This is a genomic window from Hyphomicrobium sp. 802 (assembly GCF_000526135.1).
Classification (GTDB): domain Bacteria; phylum Pseudomonadota; class Alphaproteobacteria; order Rhizobiales; family Hyphomicrobiaceae; genus Hyphomicrobium_B.
In genome coordinates, this window is record NZ_JAFM01000001.1 from 1,238,241 (window position 1) to 1,261,729 (window position 23,489).

General features: G+C 61.7%; 22 protein-coding genes and 1 other RNA gene. 14 read left to right on the plus strand and 9 right to left on the minus strand.

Annotated features, from left to right (window positions below; genetic code table 11):
- Positions 1-166 precede the first annotated feature (166 nt).
- Positions 167-1,585 carry a leucyl aminopeptidase family protein gene (locus HYP802_RS0106180; protein ID WP_024275361.1) on the plus strand — a complete coding sequence of 473 codons (1,419 nt, stop codon included), beginning with the start codon at positions 167-169 and terminating at the stop codon, positions 1,583-1,585.
- Positions 1,582-2,484, plus strand: coding sequence for a C40 family peptidase (locus HYP802_RS0106185; RefSeq protein WP_013946266.1), 903 nt, complete (start codon positions 1,582-1,584; stop codon positions 2,482-2,484). The genes HYP802_RS0106180 and HYP802_RS0106185 overlap by 4 nt, the downstream gene beginning before the upstream one ends.
- Here the strand turns inward: HYP802_RS0106185 and HYP802_RS0106190 are convergent.
- From HYP802_RS0106190 to HYP802_RS0106225, 8 genes are all read right to left on the minus strand, one after another.
- Entirely contained in the window at positions 2,481-2,930 is a 450-nt protein-coding gene (locus HYP802_RS0106190; RefSeq protein WP_013946267.1) for a hypothetical protein, read from the minus strand. The two genes, HYP802_RS0106185 and HYP802_RS0106190, sit on opposite strands and share 4 nt — an antisense overlap.
- 78 nt (positions 2,931-3,008) lie before the next feature.
- Positions 3,009-3,644, minus strand: a complete 636-nt coding sequence (locus tag HYP802_RS0106195) for a glutathione S-transferase family protein (RefSeq protein WP_013946268.1) — start codon at positions 3,642-3,644, stop codon at positions 3,009-3,011.
- A 30-nt stretch (positions 3,645-3,674) separates the two neighbouring features.
- A complete protein-coding gene (locus HYP802_RS0106200) occupies positions 3,675-5,306 on the minus strand; it encodes an ABC transporter ATP-binding protein (RefSeq protein ID WP_013946269.1) in 1,632 nt (543 codons plus the stop codon).
- Positions 5,306-6,511 carry an ABC transporter permease gene (locus HYP802_RS0106205; protein ID WP_024275362.1) on the minus strand — a complete coding sequence of 402 codons (1,206 nt, stop codon included), beginning with the start codon at positions 6,509-6,511 and terminating at the stop codon, positions 5,306-5,308. Before HYP802_RS0106205 ends, HYP802_RS0106200 begins: the two co-directional genes overlap by 1 nt.
- A 2-nt stretch (positions 6,512-6,513) precedes the next feature.
- Positions 6,514-7,635: a microcin C ABC transporter permease YejB gene (locus HYP802_RS0106210; protein WP_013946271.1), complete on the minus strand. Its 1,122-nt coding sequence runs from the start codon at positions 7,633-7,635 to the stop codon at positions 6,514-6,516.
- Positions 7,635-9,560: an extracellular solute-binding protein gene (locus HYP802_RS0106215; RefSeq protein WP_244420966.1), complete on the minus strand. Its 1,926-nt coding sequence runs from the start codon at positions 9,558-9,560 to the stop codon at positions 7,635-7,637. The genes HYP802_RS0106210 and HYP802_RS0106215 overlap by 1 nt, the downstream gene beginning before the upstream one ends.
- 5 nt (positions 9,561-9,565) lie before the next feature.
- Positions 9,566-11,746: an extracellular solute-binding protein gene (locus tag HYP802_RS0106220; RefSeq protein ID WP_013946273.1), complete on the minus strand. Its 2,181-nt coding sequence runs from the start codon at positions 11,744-11,746 to the stop codon at positions 9,566-9,568.
- Positions 11,747-11,900: 154 nt separating this feature from the next.
- Entirely contained in the window at positions 11,901-12,470 is a 570-nt protein-coding gene (locus HYP802_RS0106225) for a cytochrome c family protein (RefSeq protein ID WP_013946274.1), read from the minus strand.
- Positions 12,471-12,636: 166 nt separating this feature from the next.
- On the opposite strand from HYP802_RS0106225, the gene HYP802_RS0106230 reads away from it, so the two are divergent.
- The 12 genes from HYP802_RS0106230 (at position 12,637) to truA (ending at position 22,939) form a co-directional block, all read left to right on the plus strand.
- Entirely contained in the window at positions 12,637-13,371 is a 735-nt protein-coding gene (locus HYP802_RS0106230) for a 3-deoxy-manno-octulosonate cytidylyltransferase (RefSeq protein ID WP_013946275.1), read from the plus strand.
- Between the two features lie 28 nt (positions 13,372-13,399).
- The gene (locus tag HYP802_RS0106235) at positions 13,400-14,311 is read left to right on the plus strand and encodes a prephenate dehydratase (protein WP_013946276.1); all 912 of its coding nucleotides are present in this window, start codon (positions 13,400-13,402) and stop codon (positions 14,309-14,311) included.
- A 118-nt stretch (positions 14,312-14,429) separates the two neighbouring features.
- An RNA gene (ffs, locus tag HYP802_RS23170) (signal recognition particle sRNA small type) lies at positions 14,430-14,525 on the plus strand.
- Between the two features lie 118 nt (positions 14,526-14,643).
- Positions 14,644-16,482 carry a DNA polymerase III subunit gamma/tau gene (locus tag HYP802_RS0106240; RefSeq protein WP_024275364.1) on the plus strand — a complete coding sequence of 613 codons (1,839 nt, stop codon included), beginning with the start codon at positions 14,644-14,646 and terminating at the stop codon, positions 16,480-16,482.
- A gap of 39 nt (positions 16,483-16,521) precedes the next feature.
- The gene (locus tag HYP802_RS0106245) at positions 16,522-16,842 is read left to right on the plus strand and encodes a YbaB/EbfC family nucleoid-associated protein (RefSeq protein ID WP_024275365.1); all 321 of its coding nucleotides are present in this window, start codon (positions 16,522-16,524) and stop codon (positions 16,840-16,842) included.
- A gap of 179 nt (positions 16,843-17,021) precedes the next feature.
- Positions 17,022-17,627: a recombination mediator RecR gene (gene recR, locus HYP802_RS0106250; RefSeq protein WP_024275366.1), complete on the plus strand. Its 606-nt coding sequence runs from the start codon at positions 17,022-17,024 to the stop codon at positions 17,625-17,627.
- A gap of 44 nt (positions 17,628-17,671) precedes the next feature.
- Complete coding sequence (locus HYP802_RS0106255) at positions 17,672-19,036, plus strand: MATE family efflux transporter (protein WP_024275367.1); 1,365 nt, start codon at positions 17,672-17,674, stop codon at positions 19,034-19,036.
- A gap of 91 nt (positions 19,037-19,127) precedes the next feature.
- On the plus strand, positions 19,128-20,114 hold the full coding sequence (locus HYP802_RS0106260; RefSeq protein WP_024275368.1) for an NAD-dependent epimerase/dehydratase family protein: 987 nt from the start codon (positions 19,128-19,130) through the stop codon (positions 20,112-20,114).
- 32 nt (positions 20,115-20,146) lie between these two features.
- Positions 20,147-20,653 (plus strand): peptide deformylase, encoded by a 507-nt coding sequence (gene def, locus HYP802_RS0106265; protein ID WP_024275369.1) that lies wholly within the window; start codon positions 20,147-20,149, stop codon positions 20,651-20,653.
- A gap of 89 nt (positions 20,654-20,742) precedes the next feature.
- Entirely contained in the window at positions 20,743-21,678 is a 936-nt protein-coding gene (gene fmt, locus HYP802_RS0106270) for a methionyl-tRNA formyltransferase (RefSeq protein ID WP_024275370.1), read from the plus strand.
- A 75-nt stretch (positions 21,679-21,753) separates the two neighbouring features.
- Complete coding sequence (locus tag HYP802_RS0106275; protein ID WP_024275371.1) at positions 21,754-22,068, plus strand: hypothetical protein; 315 nt, start codon at positions 21,754-21,756, stop codon at positions 22,066-22,068.
- 70 nt (positions 22,069-22,138) lie between these two features.
- Positions 22,139-22,939: a tRNA pseudouridine(38-40) synthase TruA gene (truA, locus tag HYP802_RS0106280; RefSeq protein WP_013946285.1), complete on the plus strand. Its 801-nt coding sequence runs from the start codon at positions 22,139-22,141 to the stop codon at positions 22,937-22,939.
- On the opposite strand, the gene folE is transcribed toward truA, so the two are convergent.
- Positions 22,887-23,480, minus strand: coding sequence for a GTP cyclohydrolase I FolE (gene folE, locus HYP802_RS0106285; RefSeq protein WP_024275372.1), 594 nt, complete (start codon positions 23,478-23,480; stop codon positions 22,887-22,889). The two genes, truA and folE, sit on opposite strands and share 53 nt — an antisense overlap.
- Positions 23,481-23,489: the final 9 nt, after the last annotated feature.

The following is a 23,489-nucleotide window of genomic DNA, read 5'->3' on the forward strand; positions in this document are numbered from 1 at the left end:
TCTGGGGCATCGGTCAACAAACGCTTAAGACTTGCCAGTGACCTGTGATAGCTGGAGAAAACGCGAATGAACTGCAGCCCGGGGGCGCCTGTCGAGGCCGCCAGTTTGCGGCCGGGTCGCGACCTTGGTCAGCTTGGTGCAACGGTAAAAGAGAGAACGAAGACGAATGGTTGAGACGACAGCCTGGGCGGCAGCGGAGACCTTTGCACTTGGCGCGCCGGATGCGAGCGACATACCGGTGCACTTCATCGGGTCGAACAGTCTTCAGCCGTCGCCGCTCGATGCCGCGCAGCAGGCGTGGCTCGCAGCTCAGAATTTTTCCGGGAGCGCCAAGCGCTCCGTTCTTCTGCCCAACGCCGAGGGGAAAGTTTCAGCCGTCGCGTTCGGCACGGGCAACGGCCAGCAGGGCGAGCCGAGCGGTCCGTCGGAATTGCTCGCGGGGCTGCTCGGTGCGGGGTTGCCTGCCGGGACCTATCGGATCGCATCGGAGCTGTCGCAGCCCGACCTTGCAGCCCTGGCGTGGGCGCTCGGCAGCTATTCGTTTTCGCGCTACCGCAGCAAAGGTCCGAACGGGGCGCGCGCGAAGCTGCGTCTGGCGGCGGAGGGCGCTGAGCGCATCATCAACACGGCTGAAGCCGTCTGGCTCGGCCGTGATCTGATCAACACGCCGGCGTCCGACATGGCGCCCGCCGATCTCGAGGCCGTCGCGCGGGTTCTGGCCGACCGTCATGGGGCCGACATCTCCGTCGTCGTCGGCGACGACCTGTTGGCGAAGAACTTCCCGCTCATTCATGCGGTCGGACGTGCGAGCCCGCGGCCGCCGCGTCTCATCGACATGAGCTGGGGGCCGGTCGGGGCGCCGAAAATTACGCTTGTCGGCAAGGGGATCAGCTTCGATACCGGCGGTCTCGACATCAAGCCCGCGAGCGCCATGCTGCTGATGAAAAAAGACATGGGCGGCGCGGCTACGGCGCTGACGCTCGCGCACATGATCATGGGGCAGCGGCTCAACTGCAGGCTGCGCGTCATCATCCCGACAGCGGAAAATTCCGTAGGCGGCGATGCGTTCCGTCCGGGCGACATTCTGGCGAGCCGTCTGGGGCTTAGCGTCGAAATCGGCAATACGGACGCGGAGGGGCGCCTGGTGCTCGCCGATGCCCTGGCGCTTGCCGATGCCGACGAGCCCGACTGCATCTTCGTTTTCGCAACGCTGACCGGCGCAGCGCGGTCGGCTCTGGGGCCGGACCTGCCGGCGTTCTTCACGAACGATAATGATCTGGCGCAGACTCTGCCGCCGCTTGCAGCGTCAATCGGCGATCCGCTATGGGCTATGCCTCTTTGGGAGGGTTACCTACGCAATCTCGACAGCGACATTGCCGACATCAACAATGTCTGGGAATCGCCATTTGCCGGTGCCATTACTGCGGCGCTGTTTCTGAAACGGTTCGTCAGCAAAGCGCGCCGTTTCGCGCATTTCGATCTCTATGGCTGGCGTCCCGCCGCACGTCCTCTCGGGCCGAAGGGCGGTGAGCCACAAACGGCGAGGGCCGTGATGGAACACTTGCGGCGAGAGTTGACGTCGTGACGGCTGACGTTTCTCAGCGACCGGCGAGCTCGCTCGATCCGAGACGGAACGCATTCCGCTCGGATCTCGCGGCGCAGTCGCTCGAAGGTGTCGTGCGCGCGGAACGCTATGTCACCGGAGAGCCGGGTTTCGTCATCCGCGCGACGGTGCCGTTGCGCAAATTTCCCGATCCCGCCCGTGGCTTCGAGACGGAAGCGCTGTTCGGCGAGAGCCTGACGATCTACGAAGACGGCGGTGGATGGAGCTGGGTGCAGCTCGCGCGGGACGGCTATGTCGGCTATGTGCCGAGCGATGCCATCCGCCGCGGCACCTTTCACACGACGCATCACATTCAGGCGCTGGGGACGTTTCTCTACGCCCAACCCGACATCAAGACGCCGCCGATCATGCATCTGCCGCTCAATGCCGCGATTGCCGTGCGCGGCGGCGACGAGGGCTTTCTGGAGCTTGAAAGCGGCGGCTTCGTCTATGCACGCCACGCTGCACCGAACGATCGTTTCGCGCGCGACTTCGTGGAAATCGCCGAGCGCTTTATCGGCACGCCGTATCTCTGGGGCGGCCGCACGCGGATCGGCATCGATTGTTCGGGCCTCGTGCAGACGTCGCTTGCCGCCGCCGGTTTTCCCGCACCGCGCGACAGTGACATGCAGCAGGCCGAGCTTGGCGAAAACGTGCTGGTGGCCGACGATCTCGAAGGCTTGATGCGCGGTGACCTGATATTCTGGAAGGGGCACGTCGGCATCATGATCGACGGCATCATGATGGTGCACGCCAACGCCTGGCATATGCAGACGTCGGTCGAGACGCTGCCCGAGGCGGTGCTACGCATTGCCAAGACGGGCAGTCAGATTACCGCGATCAAACGCATTCCAGGCTATGCCGCGATGGATGGGTTCTAGCGCCGGTAGGCGAGATAGCGATGCGTTCGCCAGACCTCTTCCGGCGGCGCTTTGGCAATCCGGCGTTCGCCGCGCCAATCCCATCCGGGGCCGAGCGCCACACGCATCTCGATCGCGATCAGCTCGTCGGTCATGGCATCGAACTTGGAGATTTTCTCGACGTGGCCCGCTTCGATGGAGCGGACGAGGTGCGGGAAAAGCTCGAAATGCTCGACCGGCAGGTCTTCGAATGCTTCTTCGGCGAGCTTGAGGCTAAAGGTCTGCTTGGATGCTATCAGCAGTTCAAACGGACAAGCTTCCGGCACGATCGGCAGAACGACGACACGCCAATAAGCTGTCGTCGCGATTACATCGACGGCGGCGTAGTCGCGCATGCGAGCGACGGACGTTTCAATTTCCACGAGCGTTTTTTCGAGGCGGTCGCGGAATACATCATCGGGGAGCATCTGGCAGTCTCGCGTCAGCGATTCGGAGGATCACCAGAATAACCGATCTTCCGGGTACGGAAAGGCGACCGATGCCGTTCAGCAGGACCGCTCGCGAACGAGCGCATCGTCCTTGGCGGCGGCGGTTTTGAATGCCGGGCGGCTCGTCATGCGTTCGATATAGCTGGAAAATTCCGGCCGATCGGGAAGCATCTTGAAGAGCGTCAGAAACCGGACCGCCGATCCGATCACAACATCGGCTGCGGAGAAGCGATCTCCGAGAATGTAGGGGCCGTTGCGCACGGCGCTGACAAGCGCGTTTACGGTATCGTCGTAGCTACCATAGCAGAGCGAGGACGACGGCAAGCCCGGCGGCAGCTTGCGTGCTTTGTCCATGACGGCTGGCTCGATGGCGCCGTGGTTGAAGACGATCCAGCGCAGGTAGGTGCCGCGCGTCGGATCCTTCACGTCAGGTGCGAGCTTTGCCTCGGGAAACAGATCTGCAAGAAAAATTGCGATTGCGCCGACCTCGGTGATCGGCGTGCCATCCGCGGTCACGGTAGGCAGTTTGCCCATCGGATTGATGGCGAGGAACGCGGGCGATTTGTGCTCGCCGGCCTTCATGTCGAGAATTTTCAGTTCGTGCGGCGGCGCGCCCAATTCTTCGAACAGCCAGCGGATGGTGAATGAGCGGGTGTTTGGCGCGTGATAGTGGACGAGCTTCGGCGTTGCCATCGGCGACCTCCCAGTCAGCTCGCCAGCCTGTCAGCTCGCAAGCGCCCCCTTGTATGCCACCTTGATGTCGAAGGCTGCCGCGAGCAGCGCCTTGGTATATTCGTCTTGCGGCTTTTCGAAGATATCGCGCGCGGGGCCTTCTTCGACGACTTTGCCGTTCTTCATGACAATGACGTAGTTGCAAAGCGCGCGCACGACTTTGAGGTCGTGGCTGATGAAGAGATAGGCGAGACCGTGGTTCGCTTGCAGCTTGCGCAGAAGATCGACGATCTGGGCCTGAACGCTCATGTCGAGAGCGCTTGTCGGCTCGTCGAGCATGACGAACTTCGGCTGCAAGACCATGGCGCGGGCAATCGCGATGCGCTGGCGCTGGCCGCCGGAGAACTCATGCGGATAGCGATCCTGCGACGCTGGATCGAGTCCGACTTCCTTCAGTTCCGCGCCGACGCGTTCGCGCCGCTGCTCTTCGTCGAGTTCGGGATTCTGGATCAGAAGCCCTTCCTCGATGATCTGGCCGACCGTCAACCGTGGCGAGAGCGAGCCGTAAGGGTCCTGGAAGACGATCTGCATTTCCTTGCGCAGCGGGCGCATCTGCTTGTTCGTCAGCGCGTCGATGCGTTTGCCGACGTAGGCGATGGGACCTTGCGATGAAATGAGCCGCAGGATAGCAAGGCCGAGGGTGGTTTTGCCGGAGCCGGATTCACCGACGACGCCGAGCGTCTCGCCGGCGCGAAGTTTCATCGACAGACCGTCGACCGCTTTTACGTAATCGACGGTTCGCTGCAACAGGCCCTTCTTGATCGGGAACCAGACTTTCAGATCGTCCGTCTCGACGACGACGGGACGCGTCGGGTCGGCGGCGGGCGGCATGCCTTTCGGCTCGGCATCGAGAAGATGGCGCGTGTAGGCGTGCTTGGGTGCGGTGAAGATCTGTTCGGCGTCGCCGGTCTCGACGATGTCGCCGTTGCGCATGACGTAGACGCGTTCGGCCATGCGGCGCACGATGCCGAGATCGTGGGTGATGAGCAGCATGGCCATGCCCATCTCTTTCTGAAGCGACTTCAGAAGCTCCAGAATTTGCGCCTGAATGGTGACGTCGAGTGCGGTAGTCGGCTCGTCGGCGATCAATAGGTCAGGTTTGTTAGCGAGCGCAATAGCGATCATCACGCGCTGGCGCTGGCCACCAGAGAGCTCATGCGGATAGGCGCCGAGGCGCTTCTCCGGATCGCGGATGCCAACCTTCGTCAGAAGCTCGATGACGCGCTCGCGCGTTTTGGCTTCGGGCAGCATTTGGTGCAGCTTGATGATTTCGCCGACCTGCTTCTCGATGGTGTGAAGCGGGTTGAGCGATGTCATCGGCTCTTGGAAAATGATCGAGATGCGGCGGCCGCGGATTTCGCGAAGGTCATTGCCAGACATTTTCAGGATGTCGGTGCCGCCGAACAAAATCTCGCCGGTCGGATGCGAGGCGGAGTTCGGCAACAGGCGCAAGATCGACATTGCGGAGACGGTCTTGCCGGAGCCGGACTCGCCGACGAGCGCGACGGTTTCGCCCTTGTTGATGTGGAACGAGACGCCGTTGACGACCTGCACGAGGTCTTTTCCTTCGCCAAAAGCGACGGAGAGATTGCGCACGTCAACGAGAGGAACGGGATTTGCCATCAGCTTTTGGCCCTGAACGATTTGCGCGGATCGAGGGCGTCACGCACGGCTTCGCCGATGAAGATCGCGAGCGAGAGGATGATCGACACGGCAATGAAGCCCGAGATACCGAGCCATGGCGCTTCGAGGTGCTTCTTGCCCTGCAGGAGCAGTTCGCCGAGCGAGGGCGAACCCGGCGGCATGCCGAGGCCGAGGAAGTCGAGCGCGGTCAACGCTGCGATGCCGCCCGACAGCTTGAAGGGCAGGAACGTCAGCGTCGCGACCATGGCGTTCGGCAGCAGATGCTTGAACATGATCTGCCAGTCGGACAGACCGAGCGCGCGTGCGGCGCGAACGTATTCGAGGTTGCGGCCGCGGAGGAATTCCGCCCGGACGAGTCCGACGAGGGATGTCCAGGAGAAGATCATCAGAATGCCGAGCAGCGTCCAGAAACCGGGCACGAATAGCGACGACAGGATCAGCAACACGAACAGCTCGGGGATCGAGTTCCAGATCTCGAGCAGGCGCTGGAAAATGAGATCGACGCGGCCGCCGAAATAGCCTTGCACCGCACCGGCCACGATGCCGACGGCGGACGAGACGATCGTCAGGATCAGGCCGAAGAGAACGGATATTCGGAAACCGTAGATGATGCGGGCGACGACGTCGCGGCCCTGATCGTCGAGGCCGAGCCAGTTGGTGTTGCCCCACTCGTTATAGCGGGCGAGCTGGTCGGCCGGCGCCGGGCACAGCTTCAGCGACGAGGACCACGGCGGCGGCGCTGGATAACCGAGGCAGACGCCGTTGTCGCCGATGCGGCCGGGATAGTCCTTGTTGATGGTCGAATACGAATAGCGGATCGGCGGCCACAGCATCCAGCCGTTGGCGTTGATCTCGTTCTGGATATCGGGCGTGCGATAATCGGTGATGGCGAGGAAGCCGCCAAATTTGTCTTCCGGATAGTCGACGAGCACGGGGAACAGGATTTCGCCTTTGTAGCTGACGATCAGCGGGCGGTCGTTGGCGACGAACTCAGCGAACAGCGAGACGACGAACAGGATCGAGAAGACGACAAATGAGCGATAGCCAACTTTGTGCGCCTTGAAGCGTTCCCAGCGGCGTCGGTTGACGGGCGACAGCCGGAAGAGGCGTCGCCACCGGGACTTCTTGGCCTTCGCGGCGGGTACTGCGACTGTCTCGGGAGCGTTGTCGGCGCGCTGGTCCATCGTCATACCTCGCGCGATTCAAAGTCGATGCGCGGATCGACGAGCGTGTAGACGAAGTCCGACAGGATGCCGACCAGCAGGCCGACGAGCGAGAAGATGTAGAGCGAGGCGAACACGACCGGATAGTCGCGCTTTTCGATGCTTTCGAACGACAAGAGGCCAAGGCCGTCCAGCGAGAAGATCGTTTCGATCAGCAGTGCGCCGGAGAAGAAGGCGCTGATGAAGGCCGACGGGAAGCCCGAGATGACGAGCAGCATGGCGTTGCGGAAGACGTGGCCGTAGAGCACCTGGTTTTCGGTGAGGCCCTTGGCGCGCGCGGCGACGACGTATTGCTTGCGGATTTCATCCAGGAACGAGTTTTTCGTCAGGAACGTCATAGCGGTGAACGAGCCGACCGCCATCGCGATCATCGGCAGCACGAGGTGCCAGAGATAGTCGGTTATCTTTCCGAAGACCGAGAGCTGATCCCAGTTGTCGGAGAAGAGACCGCGTGAGGGGAACCACTGGAAGAACGACGAGCCCGCGAACAGGATCAGCAACAGAACAGCGAACAGGAAGCCCGGGATCGCGTAGCCGACGACGAGAACGGCGCTCGACCAGGTATCGAAGGGTTCTCCGTCTTTCACGGCCTTGCGGATGCCGAGTGGAATGGAAATCAGGTACGTCAGCAGCGTCATCCAGATGCCGAGCGAAACGGAGACAGGCAGCTTCTCCTTGATGAGTTCAAGCACCGAGACGTCGCGGAAGTAGCTCTTGCCGAAATTAAAGGTCAGGAAGTTCTTCATCATCAGGTAAAAGCGCTCGGGCGCCGGCTTGTCGAAGCCGAACTGCTTTTCGAGGCTCTTGATGAACGCGGGGTCGAGGCCTTGCGCGCCGCGATATTTCGAGGTGATGGAGTCGCCACCGCCGACGCCAAGCTGGCTGTTCATGCCACCGCCGCCGAGCGTATCGCCGCCGCCACCGCCCATGCGGCTGACGATGGACGAGGATTGGCCCATCAGCTGCGCAATCATGCGTTCAACCGGTCCGCCAGGCGCGAACTGGATGATGATGAACGAAAACAGCATGATCCCGAACAACGTCGGGATCACCAGGAGCAAGCGCTTTAAAAGATAAACGGCCATCACTGCTTCACTGGTTGTTGCGTGGAGTTCGGCGTCGTTTGCGACGCTTTTTGCGGCTCAGGCTTGCCCGAATTGAGGTCGGCGGCCTTCTTGGCATCGAACCACCAGGTATCCAGAACGCCGCTATCATACTTCGGCTGGACGGCTGGATGCGAGAACTTGTTCCAATAGGCGACCGAATAGAACGGCTTGTACCAGTGCGGCACCCAATAATGGCCGGCGCGTAGAACGCGGTCGAGGGCGTGCGTGGCCGTGGTCAGCTCAGCGCGGGATTTGGCGGCGATGACCTTATCGGTCAGGGCATCGACGACGGGATCGCAGATGCCTGCGAGATTGAACGAGCCTTGTGCCTTGGCCGCCTCACAGGAGAGGAAGGCGCGCATATCGACGCCCGGCGTCAGGCCGAGCGAGAAGCGCTGCGTCGTGACGTCGAAATCGAACGACTTCAGGCGCTGCTGATATTGCGCCGGATCGACGAGACGCCAGTTGGCGTCGACGCCGATGCGCTTGAGATTCTCGACATAGGGAAGCGTGATGCGCTCGAACTGCGCTTCGAAATCGAGGAACTCGATGCTTAACTGCTCGCCCTTGGCGTTGCGCAGCTTGCCTTCGGCGTCGGGCTTCCAACCGGCGCTGATGAGCAGATCGCGCGCTTTCTTGAGGTTGGCGCGGTTGTTGCCGCTGCCGTCGGTGACGGGCGGCGTATAGGGCTCGCCGAAGACTTCCGGAGGCAGCTTGTCCTTATAAGGATCGAGCAGGGCGAGTTCTTGCGGCGAGGGCAGGCCCTCGGCCTTCATGTCGGAATTTTCGAAGTAGCTCGTCGTGCGGCTGTACAGGCCGTAAAACAGCTTCTTGTTCGACCATTCGAAATCGAAGACGAGATCGAGCGCGGCGCGTACGCGCGGATCTTTGAATTTATCGCGACGGGTATTGATGAAGTAGCCCTGCGCGCCGGACGGGCGGCGGTCGGGCAAAAGCGCTTTGATGAGACGACCGTCGCGAACGGCTGGAATGTCGTACTGCGTCGCCCAGGCGAGGCTTGAGAATTCCTCGCGGAAGTCGAAGTTGCCGGATTTGAGCGTTTCGAGTTCGATGGTGCGGTCGCGATAATAGTCAAGGCGAACTTCGTCGAAGTTGAAGCGGCCCTTGTTTACCGGCAAATCTTTCGCCCAGTAGTCGTTGCGGCGTTCGTATGTGATCGAGCTGCCGGAGTTGAACGTCTTGATGCGATAAGGGCCTGAGCCGAGCGGCGGCTTCAACGACGTTTCATCATAGGGATTCGCCGTGTAGTAGGCTTTCGACAGCACCGGGAGCTGAGCGATCAGGATCGGCAGATCACGCACAAGTTTGCCCTGGAAGGTGTAGCGCACCGTCTCAGGATCGAGCGCCTCGGCTTTCACGACGTCGTGCAAGGGCTGCGAATATTGCGGGCGCGTCGCCATGCTTTTCAGAAGGCTAAGCGTATAGACGAGATCGTCGGCGGTGATCTGGGTGCCGTCTGAAAACTTTGCCTCGAGACGAAGTTTGAACGTCACCGACATGCGGTCGGGTGCGACGTCGGCCGATTGGGCAACGAGGCCATAGACGGCGTCAGGTTCATCCTGCGCGCGGACCATCAAGCTGTCGAACAGCAGGTCGAGGTCCTGGGCGGCGTCGCCTTTGACGATGAACTGGTTGAAGCTGTCGAACGTATTTACGTCGCCCGTTCCCATTGTCACGATGCGGCCGCCCTTTGGCGCATCGGGATTGACGTAGTCGAAGTGCTTGAAGTCGGGCGGGTATTTCAGTTCGCCGAAGATCGAGAGACCATGGCGGGGCTCAGCCTGCGCCAGGCCGCCGTCGGGCATGGAAAACAGCAATGCCAGCGCGGCCAGAAAAGAGAGCTTCGCTCCGGCCGCCGCACGTGATCGGGTGGGTCGTTCCAACAGGGTCACTTTCCCTTCGCTGCCTGGACGGCTTTCGCCTTGTCCGCGTCGTACCACCAGACCTGAGTCAGAGCGGCGCCTTGTGACGGCAGTTTGTCCGGACGGCCGAAAACATCCCAGTAGGCAAGCCGGTCGTAGGGGTAATACCAGTGCGGGACGACGTAGTAGTTCCACAAGAGAACCCGGTCGAGCGCATGGGTTGCGGCAACGAGGTCGGCGCGATCTTTCGAGAATACGATCTTGTCGATCAGGTGGTCGATCGCGGGGTTCTTGATGCCAATGGTGTTGCGGCTGCCGGGCTTGTCGGCGGCGGCAGAGCCCCAGAAATCGCGCTGCTCGTTGCCTGGTGAATTCGACTGGGCGAAGCTGTCGACGATGATATCGAAGTCGCGGTTGTCCTCGCGCTGTTTGTACTGTGCGTCGTCGACGTTTCGCACCGTCGCCTTGATGCCCATGGCTTCGAGGTTTTGCACGTAGGGTAGAATGATGCGCTCGAACGTGTCGCCGTTGATCAGGAATTCGACCGTCATCTGGTCGCCCCTGTCATTGCGCAGGACGCGCGCGGTCGAGCCCGATGATAGCCCAATCGTCTGCATCGCCTTGCACCAGAAGCCGCAATGCGGATCGTTGACGGTTTCGCTGCGGATCTTCCAGCCGGCGTCCTCGAACAGTTTCAGCGCTTCCTGCTGGTGCTTGCGGAAGTCGCCTTCCTGGGCGTTGACCGGGTTTTCGTAGGTCGCCGTAAAGACTTCCGGCGGCACTTCGGATTTGATCTCGTTCAGGATCTCAAGCTCGCGGCCTTGCGGCAGGCCCGTCGCCTGGAGGTCTGAATTTTCGAAGTAGCTGCCGACGCGCTTATAGAGATTGTAGAACAGCTTCTTGTTCGTCTCTTCGAAATTGAAGAGCAGGTTGAAAGCGTGGCGGACGCGCGGGTCCTGGAACTGCGGGCGGCGAATGTTGAATACGAACGCCTGCATCGGCGCCACGCGCTTCACCGGAATGGCTTCTTTCTTCACCAGGCCTTTTTTCAAAGCGTCGAAATTGTACTGCGTCGCCCAGGCGTCGGCGCGGTTCTCGGACCAGACGTCGATGTTGCCGATCTTGAAATCTTCAAATGCGGGCGTGCGGTCGCGATAGTAGGTGAATTCGAGCGTGTCGAAGTTCATCTGGCCTTTCAACACAGGCAGATCCTTCGCCCAGTAGTCGGGCACGCGCTCGTAGGTGATCTTGCGGCCGGTATCGACCGACTTGATTTTGTAGGCGCCGTTGCCGAGGGGGGCTTCGACCGTCGTGGCCGCGAGGTTGCGCTGGGAGCCATCGGCGTTCTTGCCGGTCCAGTAGGCCTTGGAGACGACATTCAGCTCACCGACGATCATCGGCAGCTCGCGGTTGCCGGTCTTGTCGAAGGTGAATTTCACCTCGTGGTCGCCGGTCTTCTCGGCCTTGACGACGTTCTTGTAGTAGAAGGCGTAGAACGGATTGACGTTCTTGAACTGCTCGAACGAGAAGATGACGTCTTCCGGCGTGATCGGCGAGCCGTCGTGGAATTTCGCTTCGGGGCGCAGCTTGAACGTGACGGACGAATAATCGGCCGGGTAGGAGGCGCACTCGGCGATCAGGCCGTATTGGGTCGAGGGTTCATCAGGGCTCGGCGTAAACAGACTGTCGAAAATCAGACCCAAGCCCGCGGCCTTGACGCCCTTGTCGGAAAATGGGTTCAGCGTGTCGAAGGTGCCATCCGCCCACTGACGGACCGTGCCGCCCTTCGGCGCGTTCGGATTGACCCAATCGAAATTCTTGAAGTCGGGTCCGTATTTCGGTTCGCCGACGAGGGACAGCGCGTGATGGCATTGGACGTCAGCGGCCGTGGCCGTTGAGGCAGCACCGGCAGGAGCGGCGTCGGAGGGGTTCGGCGGCGATACCGGCGTGGTTGCGGCTTCAGCGGGTTTCGGCGCTTCAGCGGGTGCAGCGGCTTCCGAAGGCTTGACGGGTTCATCGGCTTTTGGCGCATCGACCGGCTTCGGTGCGTCGTCGGTCTTGGGAGCTTCGGCGGGCTTTGGAGCGTCTGCGGATTGCGCGGCTGCGGCGGGCGGCGTCGCGGCGTCTTGCGCTTTTGCAGGGTTCGGGAGCGAAAAACTCATGAACGCCAGCGCGGCAAGGATAAACGGCGTCAGGCGCATCTGCATATTCGACTTCGTCCCTTTCAAATTGTCACATTCCGGGGCCAGCTTAACACAGCCCCGGGCAGCGGGGACAAGTCGTGGGCCGGATACAAAAACGACCCCGCCAAAGAGCCGGCAAGGTCGCAAACTTTTGTACCCATAGCGAGTTAAAACGCCGTCATTTTGGCAGTGGAACGGGCGTATCTGCAAGGGTGGCGAGATAGGCGATGACGTCGGCTTCATCCTGCGGTGTCGGCAAGCCGTTGAACGTCATTTTTGTGCCGGGGATGAACGTCTTGGGGCTGTGAAGAAAATGCGCCAAGTCGTCGAATGACCAGTCGCCGCCTTTTTTCTCCATCGCTGCCGAATATTTAAATCCGGGATATGAGCCTTTTTTGCGATTTACCACGTCCCACAGGTTCGGGCCGACGGTCGGCGTCTGGCCTTTTTCGGATACGTGACAAGCTTGGCATCTTTTGAAAATCGTCTTGCCTTTTTCGGCGTTCGCCTTGGGCAGAAGCGCAATCACCTCTTTGCCGCTGTCTTCGGCCGGGGCAGCAGGCGCTGCTGCACCACCTGCAGGCGGGGTCGCCGTTTCAGCGGGCGCGGCGGCAGGAAGGGTGAAGCCCGGTTTCTCGGGCGTATGACCAACGGTCATCTCGATGATCGTGCGGGTTCCGAAAATCAAAAGCAGTGCAGACAGCACGGCCCCGGCAAGTTTCGTGAATTCGAAACTGTCCATCGTCATGTCTCAGCTCCTTGGACGGTCACTCCCCATGACGCGCAATTCAAGGTGACGAGATCGATTTGCGGTATATAAGCTCGGCCGCCCTGCAAGCACGTCGTCGTTTTTTGTAAGAACGTCGATAGCGGTATTGGGGCGATTTGTCACCGAACAAAAGAATTCGATCGCAGTGTCTCAACAAACGCTCATCCTCATTCCCGCCCGCATGCACGCCACCCGTCTTCCCGGAAAGCCGCTTGCGGATATTCATGGTGCGCCCATGATCGTGCACGTCTGGCGGCGGGCGATGGAGGCCGGTCTGGGGCGGGTCGTCGTCGCGACCGACAGTTCCGAAATTCTGGCGGCCGTGAAGTCGGCGGGCGGCGAAGCGGTGATGACGCGGGACGATCATGCTTCGGGTTCGGACCGGATTCACGAAGCCGTCACGACGCTCGATCCGGAGAAAAAAGCCCAGATCATCGTCAATCTGCAGGGTGATCTGCCGACGCTCGACCCCGTGCTTGTCACCGATTGCGTTGCGCCGCTTGCGAATGAGGCGACCGACATCGCGACGCTCGCGGCGGTGATTTCGGAAGACGAAGAGCGCACCAATCCGAACGTGGTCAAAGTGGTCGGCACGCCGATCGGCGAGAACCGGCTGCGGGCGCTTTACTTCACCCGAGCGACGGCGCCCCACGGCGACGGGCCGCTCTATCACCACATCGGCATCTATGCTTACCGCCGTGCCAGCCTCGAACGGTTTGTATCGCTCCCGCAAGCGACGCTGGAAAAACGGGAAAAGCTCGAGCAATTACGGGCACTTGAGGCTCAAATGCGGATCGACGTCAGCGTCGTTGACACGGTTCCACTCGGTGTCGATACTCCCGCCGACCTTGAGCGCGCCCGACGCCTCATCGCGCCCTGACGTTTCTTTCCCGGACAACCGATCCACCATGACCAAAACCACAGGTTCCGAAGCCGGAGCCCTCAAAATCTCGTATCAAGGCGAGCCGGGTGCGAATTCGCATCTTGCGGCGCGCGAAGTCTATCCGGATGCCGAAAGCGTCGCCTACCCGACATTCGAGGATGCGCTCGCGGCGGTGAAGAACGGCGAAGCTGATTACGCGATGATCCCGATCGAGAATTCGGTCGCGGGGCGGGTCGCGGACATTCACCATCTGCTGCCCGACGCCGGGCTCTACATCATCGGCGAGCACTTCCTGCGCGTGCGCCATCAGCTCATGGCGAAGCCGGGCGCGAGCCTTTCGACGATCAAGCGGGTCATGAGCCATACGCAGGCGCTGGGGCAATGTCGGACGACGCTTCGCAAGCTCGGTTTGAAGCCGGTGCCGGAAGCCGATACGGCAGGTTCGGCGCGGCTCGTCTCCGAGAGCGACGATCTTTCGACGGGCGCCATCGCATCGCGTCTTGCGGCGGAAATCTACGGTCTCGAAATCATCAGGAGCGATATCGAAGACCAGTCCCACAATACGACGCGCTTCATAATCCTGGCGAAGGAGCCGGATGACGCCGAGCCCGGCAACGGCCCGGTGATGACGACTTTCCTGTTCCGGGTGCGAAACGTGCCGGCGGCGCTCTACAAGGCGCTCGGCGGGTTCGCGACCAACGGCGTCAACATGACGAAGCTGGAGAGCTATCAGGAGGAGGGGACGTTCAACGCCTCCCGCTTCTTCGCCGATATCGAAGGTCATCCGGTCGACCGGCCTGTGCAACTTGCGCTTGAGGAATTGTCGTTCTTCTCGACGCAGACGCAGATCCTCGGCACCTATCCGGCGAGCCCCTACCGCAAGGAGGCGGCGGAGCTTGCGGCCAACGGCCTCGTCCCGATCAAGCGCGCCGAATAGCGCCGCTGCGCCGGAAGCGAAATTCGGCCGGTAAATCCGCGGCTTGCCTTGTTGTGGAGGCTGTTAGTTTCCGGTGCAGGGAGGGTTGTACTTTTTCGCCGCCCGGCCCATTATAGGAACGGGCTGGCGGCGGACGAGTTCGTCGCCAACCGGGTCAGGTCCGGAAGGAAGCAGCCCTAACGATCAGAAATCGGGTCGTTCGCCAGCCTCTTTACTCGCTCACGAGCGCAATTCGGATCGCAAGGGCGATTCGGCGCTCTCCGCGGGGGCGCGGCTTACCGCGGGTCGCCTTGCTCCCTCGCCCCTTCGGGCGAAAGGTTGTTTCAGGGATCATGGCGAAAAAGAAATCGGAAACGTCTGACGGCGTCGAAGGTTCGGGAAGCACCGAGCTGGCGAAGCCGTATGTCGTGCTGGCGCGGAAATATCGGCCCGCGACGTTCGACGACCTGATCGGCCAGTCGGCGATGGTGACGACGCTGCGCAACGCGTTCGCATCCGGGCGCATCGCGCAGGGCTACATGCTGACGGGCGTGCGCGGTGTCGGCAAGACGACGACGGCGCGTATTCTCGCGCGGGCGCTCAATTACGAAGCGCCAGGCTACGACAAGCCGACCATCGACATGCCGGGCTTGGGTGTCCACTGCAAGGACATCATGGAGGGCCGTCATCCGGACGTGCTCGAAATGGACGCCGCCTCGAATACCGGCGTCGACAACATCCGCGAGATCATCGAAAGCGCGCAGTACACGCCACTCGTTGCGCGCACGAAAGTGTTCCTGATCGACGAGGTTCACATGCTGTCGAAGGGCGCGTTCAACGCGCTGCTGAAGACGCTTGAAGAACCGCCATCGCATGTCCGTTTCATTTTCGCGACGACGGAAATTCGCAAAGTTCCCGTCACGGTGCTGTCGCGCTGTCAGCGCTTCGACTTGCGCCGTGTCGAGCAGCCGGTGCTGGCTGAGCATTTCCAGAAGATCGTCGGCCTGGAAAGTGCTGAAGCTGACGCTGATGCTTTGCAGCTTATCGCACGCGCGGCCGAAGGTTCGGTGCGCGACGGCCTTTCCATTCTCGATCAGGCGATCGCGATGGGCGAGGGGCACGTCACGGCGGCGAAGGTTCGCGATATGCTCGGCCTTGCCGATCGCGCGCGGATTTTCGATCTCGCTGAAGCGCTCTTCAAAGGTGATGTCGCGACGGCCATCCGCGGATTGGAATCGCTGCATCGTGACGGCGCGGAAGCGGCCGAGGTCGTGTCCGATCTGGCTGAAGCCGTACACGCTATAGCGCGCGTTAAAGCTGTCGGCGAAGAGCCTGCGGGCGAAGCTCTGACGGCGGAAGAAAAGGCGCGCATCGCCGGTCTCGCATCGCGTTTGTCGATGCCGTACCTGTCGCGAGCGTGGCAGATGCTGGTCAAAGGTTTCGAAGAGGTTTCGCGTGCGCCCAATCCGCGTGTCGCGGCCGAGATGGTTCTGATTCGGCTTGCGTACACGTCGGATCTGCCGACGCCCGATGAGTTGATCAAAGCGCTCGGCGGCGGGGCTGTTCCCGCGCGGCGTCCGGCATTGCCGGCCGGGGATGCTCCGGCCGGTCAGCGCGGTCCGCTCAATGCGCGCGTTGACGTTCCGGTCGCTGAAAACGATCAGGATGATCTCGGCGACCTCGGTGATCTGGGCGACGGCTTCGAATTCGACGACGGCGAGCCGATTGGCGATGCCGAGGGTGATGAATTGGCTGCTCCGGCTGTTGCGGCCGGATCGATGAAGTCCGATCCGAGATCGTTTGCAGACGTCGTAGCGCTCGCTGGCGAGAAGCGGGATGCGAAGCTCAAGTGGCACCTCGAAGACCATGTCAGCCTCGTCAAGTTCGATGCGGTGGCGGGTTCGATCGATCTTTTCCTGATGCCCGAGGCGCCGCCGGAACTCGCCAACGACCTTCGGGAAAAACTCAACCTCTGGACAACGCGGCGCTGGGTCGTTGTTCTTTCGAAGGATGCCGGTGCGCCGCCTATTGGCGTCGTGCGCCGAGAGCGCGAAGCTCAGGAGCTTGAATCGCTGAAAGCGCATCCGGCGGTGCGTGCGGTTCTGGAAGCTTTCCCGGATGCGAAGATCGCTGAGGTGCGGCGAATTGCTGGGCGCGAGACAGATACGGACAGCGAGAGCGAAGCCGTTTAAAACTTCAGGACGAATTCGGCTCTCTGCCGCGAGGACAATATGAAAGACATTATGGGTATGATGAAGCAGGTGGGCCGGATGCAGGCGCGCCTGAAAGAAATGCAGGACGAGCTGCAGAAGGCTGAGATCGAAGGCCAGGCGGGCGGCGGTCTTGTGCATGTGACGGTCGACGGCCGCGGCGAATTGAAACGCGTGCGGATCGATCCGAGCCTGATGAAGCCGGACGAGGTCGAGATCCTCGAGGATCTCATCGTGGCGGCGGCGACCGATGCCAAGGCGAAAGTCGATAATGTGATGCAGGCGAAGATGGCCGAGATCACGGGCGGTCTGCCGATTCCGCCGGGCATGAAGCTTTTCTGAGTTTTTTCTCGCCCGTCACCCTCGAACGGCGAATTTATGAGCTGTTCGGGGATCCAGCGTAAAACTGCCGAAGGCTCGATCCACTTTTGCGTCTTCGACGAGTCTTACGCTGGATCCCCGACCATCATTCGCTTCGCTCACTCGGCCGAGGATGACGGGTAAGAATTTTGAATTAAACCATGTCTCGCAAAACGGCAGGCCCTGAAATCGAACGGCTGGTGCAGCTTCTGGCGCGAATGCCAGGGCTTGGCCCGCGTTCGGCGCGCAAGGCGGTGCTGGCGCTCTTGAAGCGACGCAACGATCTCATGCTGCCGCTCGCTGACGCGCTTCAACAGGCCATCGCCAAAATCACCGAGTGCCCTGTGTGCGGCAATCTCGATACGGTGTCGCCGTGCAGCGTTTGCGCCGATCCGCGGCGCGATGCGAGTTTGATCGTCGTCGTGGAAGAGGTCGGCGATCTTTGGGCGCTCGAACGCGCCAGCATCGTCTCGGCGCGCTATCATGTGCTCGGCGGACACTTATCGCCCCTCGACGGCGTCGGGCCGGAGCGGCTCAATATCGCGAACCTCGTCGCGCGGGCGCAGTCGCCGGATGTGAAGGAAATTCTGCTGGCCCTGAATGCCACCGTCGAAGGCCAATCGACGGCACATTACATCTCGGATCAGCTTCAGAGTACCGACGTTACTGTTTCGCGGCTGGCGCAAGGTGTTCCCATCGGCGGTGAACTCGATTATCTCGACGACGGCACGCTGGCCGCCGCCTTCAAGGCCCGGCGGAAATTATAAGAACTCCGGGAGCGCGGATATCTCACCGCGGAAACGTCAGGCATATGGCGGAAGTCGAAATCGTCAGGCGCGGCGGTAGCGGGCCGAAGTTCGTCACGGGCTCGCTGTTGCGGCACATTCTGGCGATGACCGCTGCCGGTGCGCTCGGCCTGATGGCCGTGTTCGTCGGCGATCTTGCGAATATCTATTTTCTGTCGCGCATCGGCGACGATGCGATCGTCGCCGCCGTCGGCTACGCGAGTTCCATCCTCTTCTTCTCGACGTCTATCGGCATCGGGCTTTCCATCGCCGCTACGTCTCTGATCGCGCCGGCCCTAGGCGCGCAGCGCCGCGTCAGGGCACGGCGGTTGACGGCTAACGCGCACGTGATGGCGTTTGTTTTCTCTGCGATTGCGAGCTTGGCGCTGTGGTTCGCGATCGAGCCGTTGCTGCGGCTGCTCGGCGCCAGCGGGCGGACGCTCGATCTGGCAAGCTTCTATCTCGAAATTCTGCTTCCGACGCTGCCGTTTCTGTCGCTCGGCATGACATCGTCAGCGGTGCTGCGCTCTGTCGGCGATGCGCGGCGGGCGATGAACGTCACGCTGTCGGGCGCGATCGTCAATACGATCCTCGATCTGATTTTCATCGTGCATTTCGGGCTCGGCATCGAAGGTGCGGTGCTGTCGAGTTTGCTGGCGCGGCTGGTGATGATGGTCGTCGGGCTGTGCGGTGTCGTCCGCGTGCACGATCTGATGGGACGGCCGAAGATCGCAACGTTGAAGCAGGACGTCGGACCCTATTCGCGGATCGCAGCACCTGCAGTGCTGACGAATATCGCACCAGCCGTCGGCAACGCCTACATTACGCACGCCATTGCGCCCTATGGCGATGCAGCGGTTGCGGCGTGGGCGATCATCGGACGGATCATTCCGGTGGCGTTCGGCGCGATCTTTGCGCTTTCCGGCGTGGTCGGACCGATCATTGGACAGAATTTCGGTGCGGGCTTGCGGACGCGAATGCGCGACGCCTACACGCTCTCGCTGCTGACGATGGCGGCCTTCACGGCAGTTGCGTGGCTCGGTCTTGCGGTCGCGGCCGATCCCCTGGCGAGGTTGTTTCATGCAACGGGCGAGGTGCGTGATCTGATCGTTTTCTTCTGCCGCTGGCTGTCGCCGCTGTTCGTTTTCATGGGCGCGATCTTCGTGACGAATGCCGTCTTCAATACGCTGGGCCGGCCGCACGTCTCGACGATTCTCAACTGGGGCCGCGCCACGGTTGGCACTATTCCTTTCGTCATTTGGGGCGGGAAGTTTTACGGTGCCGAAGGCGTGCTCGCGGGTAATTTGGTTGGTGGCGTCGCCTTTGGACTAATTTCCATATTTGTAGGCTACCGTCTGGTTGCGCGCGTTGGGGAAACGCTGAGACTTTAGCGCGCGCGGCGTTGCACTTTCGGACGAGACGGTCCTAGATCGTCTTGGAAGAGTCGATTGCAGCGCCACGTTGAGCTAACGGAGAGCGGGTGTGGCTATTGCCCAACGCATTCTCGTGACTGGAGCGTCGGGTTTCATCGGACAGCATGTCGTCCGCGTACTGGCGGAGCGTGGCTATAATGTCCGGGCGGCGTCGCGGCACCCCATCGTATTTGACAGTCCTCGCGTCGAGGGCGTTGCCGTCGGCGACATGTCGCGATCGTTCGCCGCGGAATTCCTCGTGCGCGGCGTCGATGCCGTCGTGCACGCGGCCGGGCTTTCGGCGGCGCGGACCGATCTGCCGTCTGCGGCCTATACGGCTATCAATGTTGATGCAACGCGGCAGCTGGCCAGAGCCGCCCGTTCGGCGCGGGTGAAGCGCTTCGTCTTGATGTCCTCGATCCGGGCGCAGGTGGGAGTGACATATCCAGGCATCGTCACCGAAGCGACGCCCGCAGCACCCACGGACGCCTATGGCCGTTCGAAGCAGGCGGCGGAAGCCGTCACGGCGCAGATGCTAGAAGGTTCGGCGACGCGTTGGACCGTGCTCCGGCCGGTGCTGGTTTACGGACCGGGCGTCAAAGGCAATATGGCGGCGCTGCTGAAAATCGCCGCTTTGCCGGTGCCGCTGCCGTTCGGGGCGCTCAAAGCGCGGCGGTCGCTGGTCAGCATCGGCAACCTCATCAGCGCGCTGCAATATGTTCTGCAAACCCAAACTGCTGAAAATGCTGCATTTATCGTGGCAGACCCGGAGGCTTTGGCGATGGCTGAGATCATCCGTGCGCTGCGGCGGGGGCTTGGGCGGCCGGAAATGCTGCTTCCCGTGCCGGACACATCGCTCGCCCGCCTGCTGCGGCTTGCCGGAAAGGGCGATTTCGCCGACCGGCTAACGGGTGATCTGGTCGTTGACGCGGCCCGGTTGCGCCGGATTGGCTGGGCCCCGCCGGAGACAACCGCCGCGGGGCTCGCGGCCTCTGTGGTGACGCGGCAACCTGCCGGGGATCAGGTCTCGGAACGGTATAGAGACGCACGCCATTGACCGCGGCTGCGGCCTTTCATATGTCAGGCGCCATGGCCGTACTTCCCATTCTCACCATTCCCGATCCCGTCCTGCGCAAGATCTCAGATCCTGTCGAGCGCGTAGACGATGCCGTCGTCAAGCTGATGGACGACATGCTGGAGACGATGTACGCGGCGCCGGGTGTCGGCCTTGCCGCGCCGCAGGTCGGCGTGCTGAGGCGCGTCGTCGTGCTCGATACCTCGGACGAGGGCGAGCCGCCCAATCCGCTCGCCATGGCCAATCCGGAACTCGTCGCGCTGGGTTCGACGACGCGGGTGCATGAGGAAGGCTGTCTGTCCATTCCCGACGTGCGGGTCGAAATCGAGCGACCGGCGGAAGTGACGGTTCGCTACATCGACCGGAACGGCAAAGAGCAGGAGCTTAAAGCCGACGGTTTGCTCGCGACTGCCATCCAGCATGAGATCGACCATCTCGACGGCCAGCTCATCATCGATTTCCTGTCGCGGCTGAAGCGCGATATGGTCATCCGCAAGTTCAAGAAGCAGTCGCGAAGCTAAGGTTTTGGTTGGCGCGTGCGACTGACCTCCGGTCAGCCGGCCGCACGCGCGAAATTTGGGTCGTCGATCGCGCCTACAAAAGAGTCCATATGCCATTGAAGATCGTATTCATGGGGACGCCGGATTTTTCCGTGCTTGTGCTCGATGCGGTCGTGGCGGTGGGGCATGAGGTTGTCGCGGTTTATAGCCAGCCGCCGCGTCCGGCTGGGCGTGGGATGGCGGAAGCGAAATCGCCGGTGCATCGGCGCGCGGAAGCGCTCGGGATTCCAGTTCGCACGCCGGTGAATTTCAAAAGCGACGACGATCGCCAGGCATTTGCCGCGTTGCAGGCCGATGCGGCGGTGGTCGTTGCCTACGGCCTGCTGCTACCGAAAGCGATCCTGGACGCGACGCGGCTTGGTTGTTTCAACGTGCACGCCTCGAAGCTGCCGCGCTGGCGAGGGGCGGCGCCGATCCAGCGGGCGATCATGGCGGGCGATGCGGTCACGGCCGTCAATATCATGCGCATGGAGCAGGGACTCGACACCGGGCCGGTGTGCGTCGGCCGCGATGTTCCCATTTCGCCGGACATGACGGCAGGCGAGCTGCACGACATCCTGTCGAAGCTTGGTGCGGAACTTATGGTCGAGGCGCTCGGCAAACTCGAAGCGGGGACGCTCGCATGTGTGCGGCAGCCGGACGAAGGCGCGACCTATGCCGCCAAGATCGACAAGCGCGAGGCGCGGATTGATTTCTCGCGGTCTGCAAAAGAGGTCGCGGATCACATTCGCGGTCTGTCGCCGTTTCCCGGCGCGTGGTTTGAGATTTCGCTCGGCGGGAAGCCTGAGCGGATCAAGGTTTTGCTGGCGGCCGTTGTCGACGGTTCGGGTGCGCCCGGTACGCTGATCGACGACCGGTTGACCATTGCCTGCGGCAGCGGCGCGATCCGGATCGTGAAGCTGCAACGGGCCGGCAAGCAACCGATGGCGGCCTCGGATTTTCTGCGTGGTACGCCGGTTGCGGCCGGGACGCCATTTTCCCGTTAATGATATCCGACGTCCGGGCTGCAAACACCAGCGCTTGAGGCTACAACCCACTGGTTGGTAGCTGCGAGTGCGAGAATGTTTCGGCAGGTCTGCGTTGGTCTTGTTTTGACGGTTGCTCTTCCAGTTGCAGCCATGGCTGCGGACTTCGGAGCGCCGACCGGGGCGGCTGGCAGACATCTCGTGCCGGGCGCTGACGTGACGATCGAAAGCGGCGTCAGGGTCATTCGTCCGGTGCCGTTCGATCCCGCGTGGGTGGTTGACGAGGAGACCGAGATTCCCGGCGGGGTCGTGTATCGCGGCGCCGCCTTCTACCGGGTTCCGGGTGTGCGAGCGCCGAAGGCTGTCCATAGAGTGAAGCCTCAAACACCCGACAAGCAGAACGAAGAATAACTGCCAAACGTTGAGCCTGCGCTCCGGAACGGCTAGGGATGGCGCGATCATCCCTGAGCACTGAGTTTGAATGCCCCGCTATCGCATCACCATTGAATACGACGGAACGCCATTTGTCGGCTGGCAACGGCAGGCGCAGGGCCTTTCGATCCAAGGCCTGCTTGAAGACGCGATCCGCAAGTTCTCGCAAGAGACGGTCGGCGTGCGCGGCGCCGGGCGCACGGATGCGGGCGTGCATGCGCTGGGTCAGGTCGCGCATTTCGACTTGAGCAAAGAGTGGTCGCCGGGCCGCGTTCGCGACGCGATGAACTTTCATTTGCGTCCGCATCCGATCGGTATCGTTGCGTGTGCGGCTGTCGATGCCGAGTTCGACGCCCGTTTCAGCGCGATCAAGCGGCACTACAAGTATCGTCTGCTGACGCGCCGCGCGCCGCCGATCCTTGATCGTAACCGCGTGTGGTGGACGATGCAGGAACTCGATGCGGGCGCAATGCACGAAGCTGCGCAAGTGCTCGTCGGTAAGCACGATTTTACGACCTTCCGCGCCGCGCAGTGCCAAGCCGCGTCGCCCGTCAAGACGCTCGACAGGTTCGAGATTTCCCGAGACGGCGACGAGATCGTCTGCACCGTGTCAGCGCGTTCGTTCCTGCACCATCAGGTGCGGTCGATGGTCGGGAGCTTAAAGCTCGTCGGCGAAGGCAAGTGGGCTCGGGCGGACCTCGCAAAGGCGCTCGCGGCGGCGAATCGGGAGGCGTGTGGGCCCGTCGCGCCGGCGTCGGGCCTTTACCTCGTCGCGGTCAATTATCCGCCCGCAAACGTCACGACGTCTTCGTATCCTCCGTCACCAGCGCCAGAAATTCCTGACGCGTGATCGCGTTGTCGCGGAAGACGCCGAGCATGCGGCTTGTCACCATGTCGGTTCCCGGCTTGAGTACGCCGCGCGTCGTCATGCAATGATGCTCGGCCTTGATTATGACTGCCACACCCTGAGGATGCAGCGCCTCTTCGATCGCGTTGGCGATTTGGGCCGTCATTTTCTCTTGGATCTGAAGCCGCTTGGCATAGGCATTCACTACCCGCGCGAGTTTCGAAATGCCGACAACGCGGCCATTGGGAATATATCCGACCCAGGCGCGGCCGATGATCGGCGCCATGTGGTGCTCGCAGTGGCTTTCGAAGCGGATGCCGCGCAGCACGATCATCTCATCGTAGCCTTCGATTTCCTCGAAGGTCTTGTTGAGGATCGCTTCGGGATCTTCGCCGTACCCGCGGAACCATTCCTCAAAGGCCTTGGTGACGCGGGCAGGCGTCTCCTTCAGGCCGTCGCGGTCGGGGTCTTCGCCCGTCCAGCGGAGGATGGTCTTGATGGCGGATTCGACGTCGGCGCGCGTCGGCTTCTTATCTGAATTCATGAGAACACT

Coding starts and splice junctions, on each gene's coding strand:
- HYP802_RS0106180 (WP_024275361.1), top strand. CDS start 167: ATGGTTGAGACGACAGCCTGGGCGGCAGCGGAGACCTTTGCACTTGGC.
- HYP802_RS0106190 (WP_013946267.1), bottom strand. CDS start 2,930: ATGCTCCCCGATGATGTATTCCGCGACCGCCTCGAAAAAACGCTCGTG.
- HYP802_RS0106195 (WP_013946268.1), bottom strand. CDS start 3,644: ATGGCAACGCCGAAGCTCGTCCACTATCACGCGCCAAACACCCGCTCA.
- HYP802_RS0106200 (WP_013946269.1), bottom strand. CDS start 5,306: ATGGCAAATCCCGTTCCTCTCGTTGACGTGCGCAATCTCTCCGTCGCT.
- HYP802_RS0106205 (WP_024275362.1), bottom strand. CDS start 6,511: ATGGACCAGCGCGCCGACAACGCTCCCGAGACAGTCGCAGTACCCGCC.
- HYP802_RS0106210 (WP_013946271.1), bottom strand. CDS start 7,635: ATGGCCGTTTATCTTTTAAAGCGCTTGCTCCTGGTGATCCCGACGTTG.
- HYP802_RS0106220 (WP_013946273.1), bottom strand. CDS start 11,746: ATGCAGATGCGCCTGACGCCGTTTATCCTTGCCGCGCTGGCGTTCATG.
- HYP802_RS0106225 (WP_013946274.1), bottom strand. CDS start 12,470: ATGACGATGGACAGTTTCGAATTCACGAAACTTGCCGGGGCCGTGCTG.
- HYP802_RS0106235 (WP_013946276.1), top strand. CDS start 13,400: ATGACCAAAACCACAGGTTCCGAAGCCGGAGCCCTCAAAATCTCGTAT.
- HYP802_RS0106240 (WP_024275364.1), top strand. CDS start 14,644: ATGGCGAAAAAGAAATCGGAAACGTCTGACGGCGTCGAAGGTTCGGGA.
- HYP802_RS0106245 (WP_024275365.1), top strand. CDS start 16,522: ATGAAAGACATTATGGGTATGATGAAGCAGGTGGGCCGGATGCAGGCG.
- recR (WP_024275366.1), top strand. CDS start 17,022: ATGTCTCGCAAAACGGCAGGCCCTGAAATCGAACGGCTGGTGCAGCTT.
- HYP802_RS0106255 (WP_024275367.1), top strand. CDS start 17,672: ATGGCGGAAGTCGAAATCGTCAGGCGCGGCGGTAGCGGGCCGAAGTTC.
- def (WP_024275369.1), top strand. CDS start 20,147: ATGGCCGTACTTCCCATTCTCACCATTCCCGATCCCGTCCTGCGCAAG.
- fmt (WP_024275370.1), top strand. CDS start 20,743: ATGCCATTGAAGATCGTATTCATGGGGACGCCGGATTTTTCCGTGCTT.
- HYP802_RS0106275 (WP_024275371.1), top strand. CDS start 21,754: ATGTTTCGGCAGGTCTGCGTTGGTCTTGTTTTGACGGTTGCTCTTCCA.
- truA (WP_013946285.1), top strand. CDS start 22,139: ATGCCCCGCTATCGCATCACCATTGAATACGACGGAACGCCATTTGTC.
- folE (WP_024275372.1), bottom strand. CDS start 23,480: ATGAATTCAGATAAGAAGCCGACGCGCGCCGACGTCGAATCCGCCATC.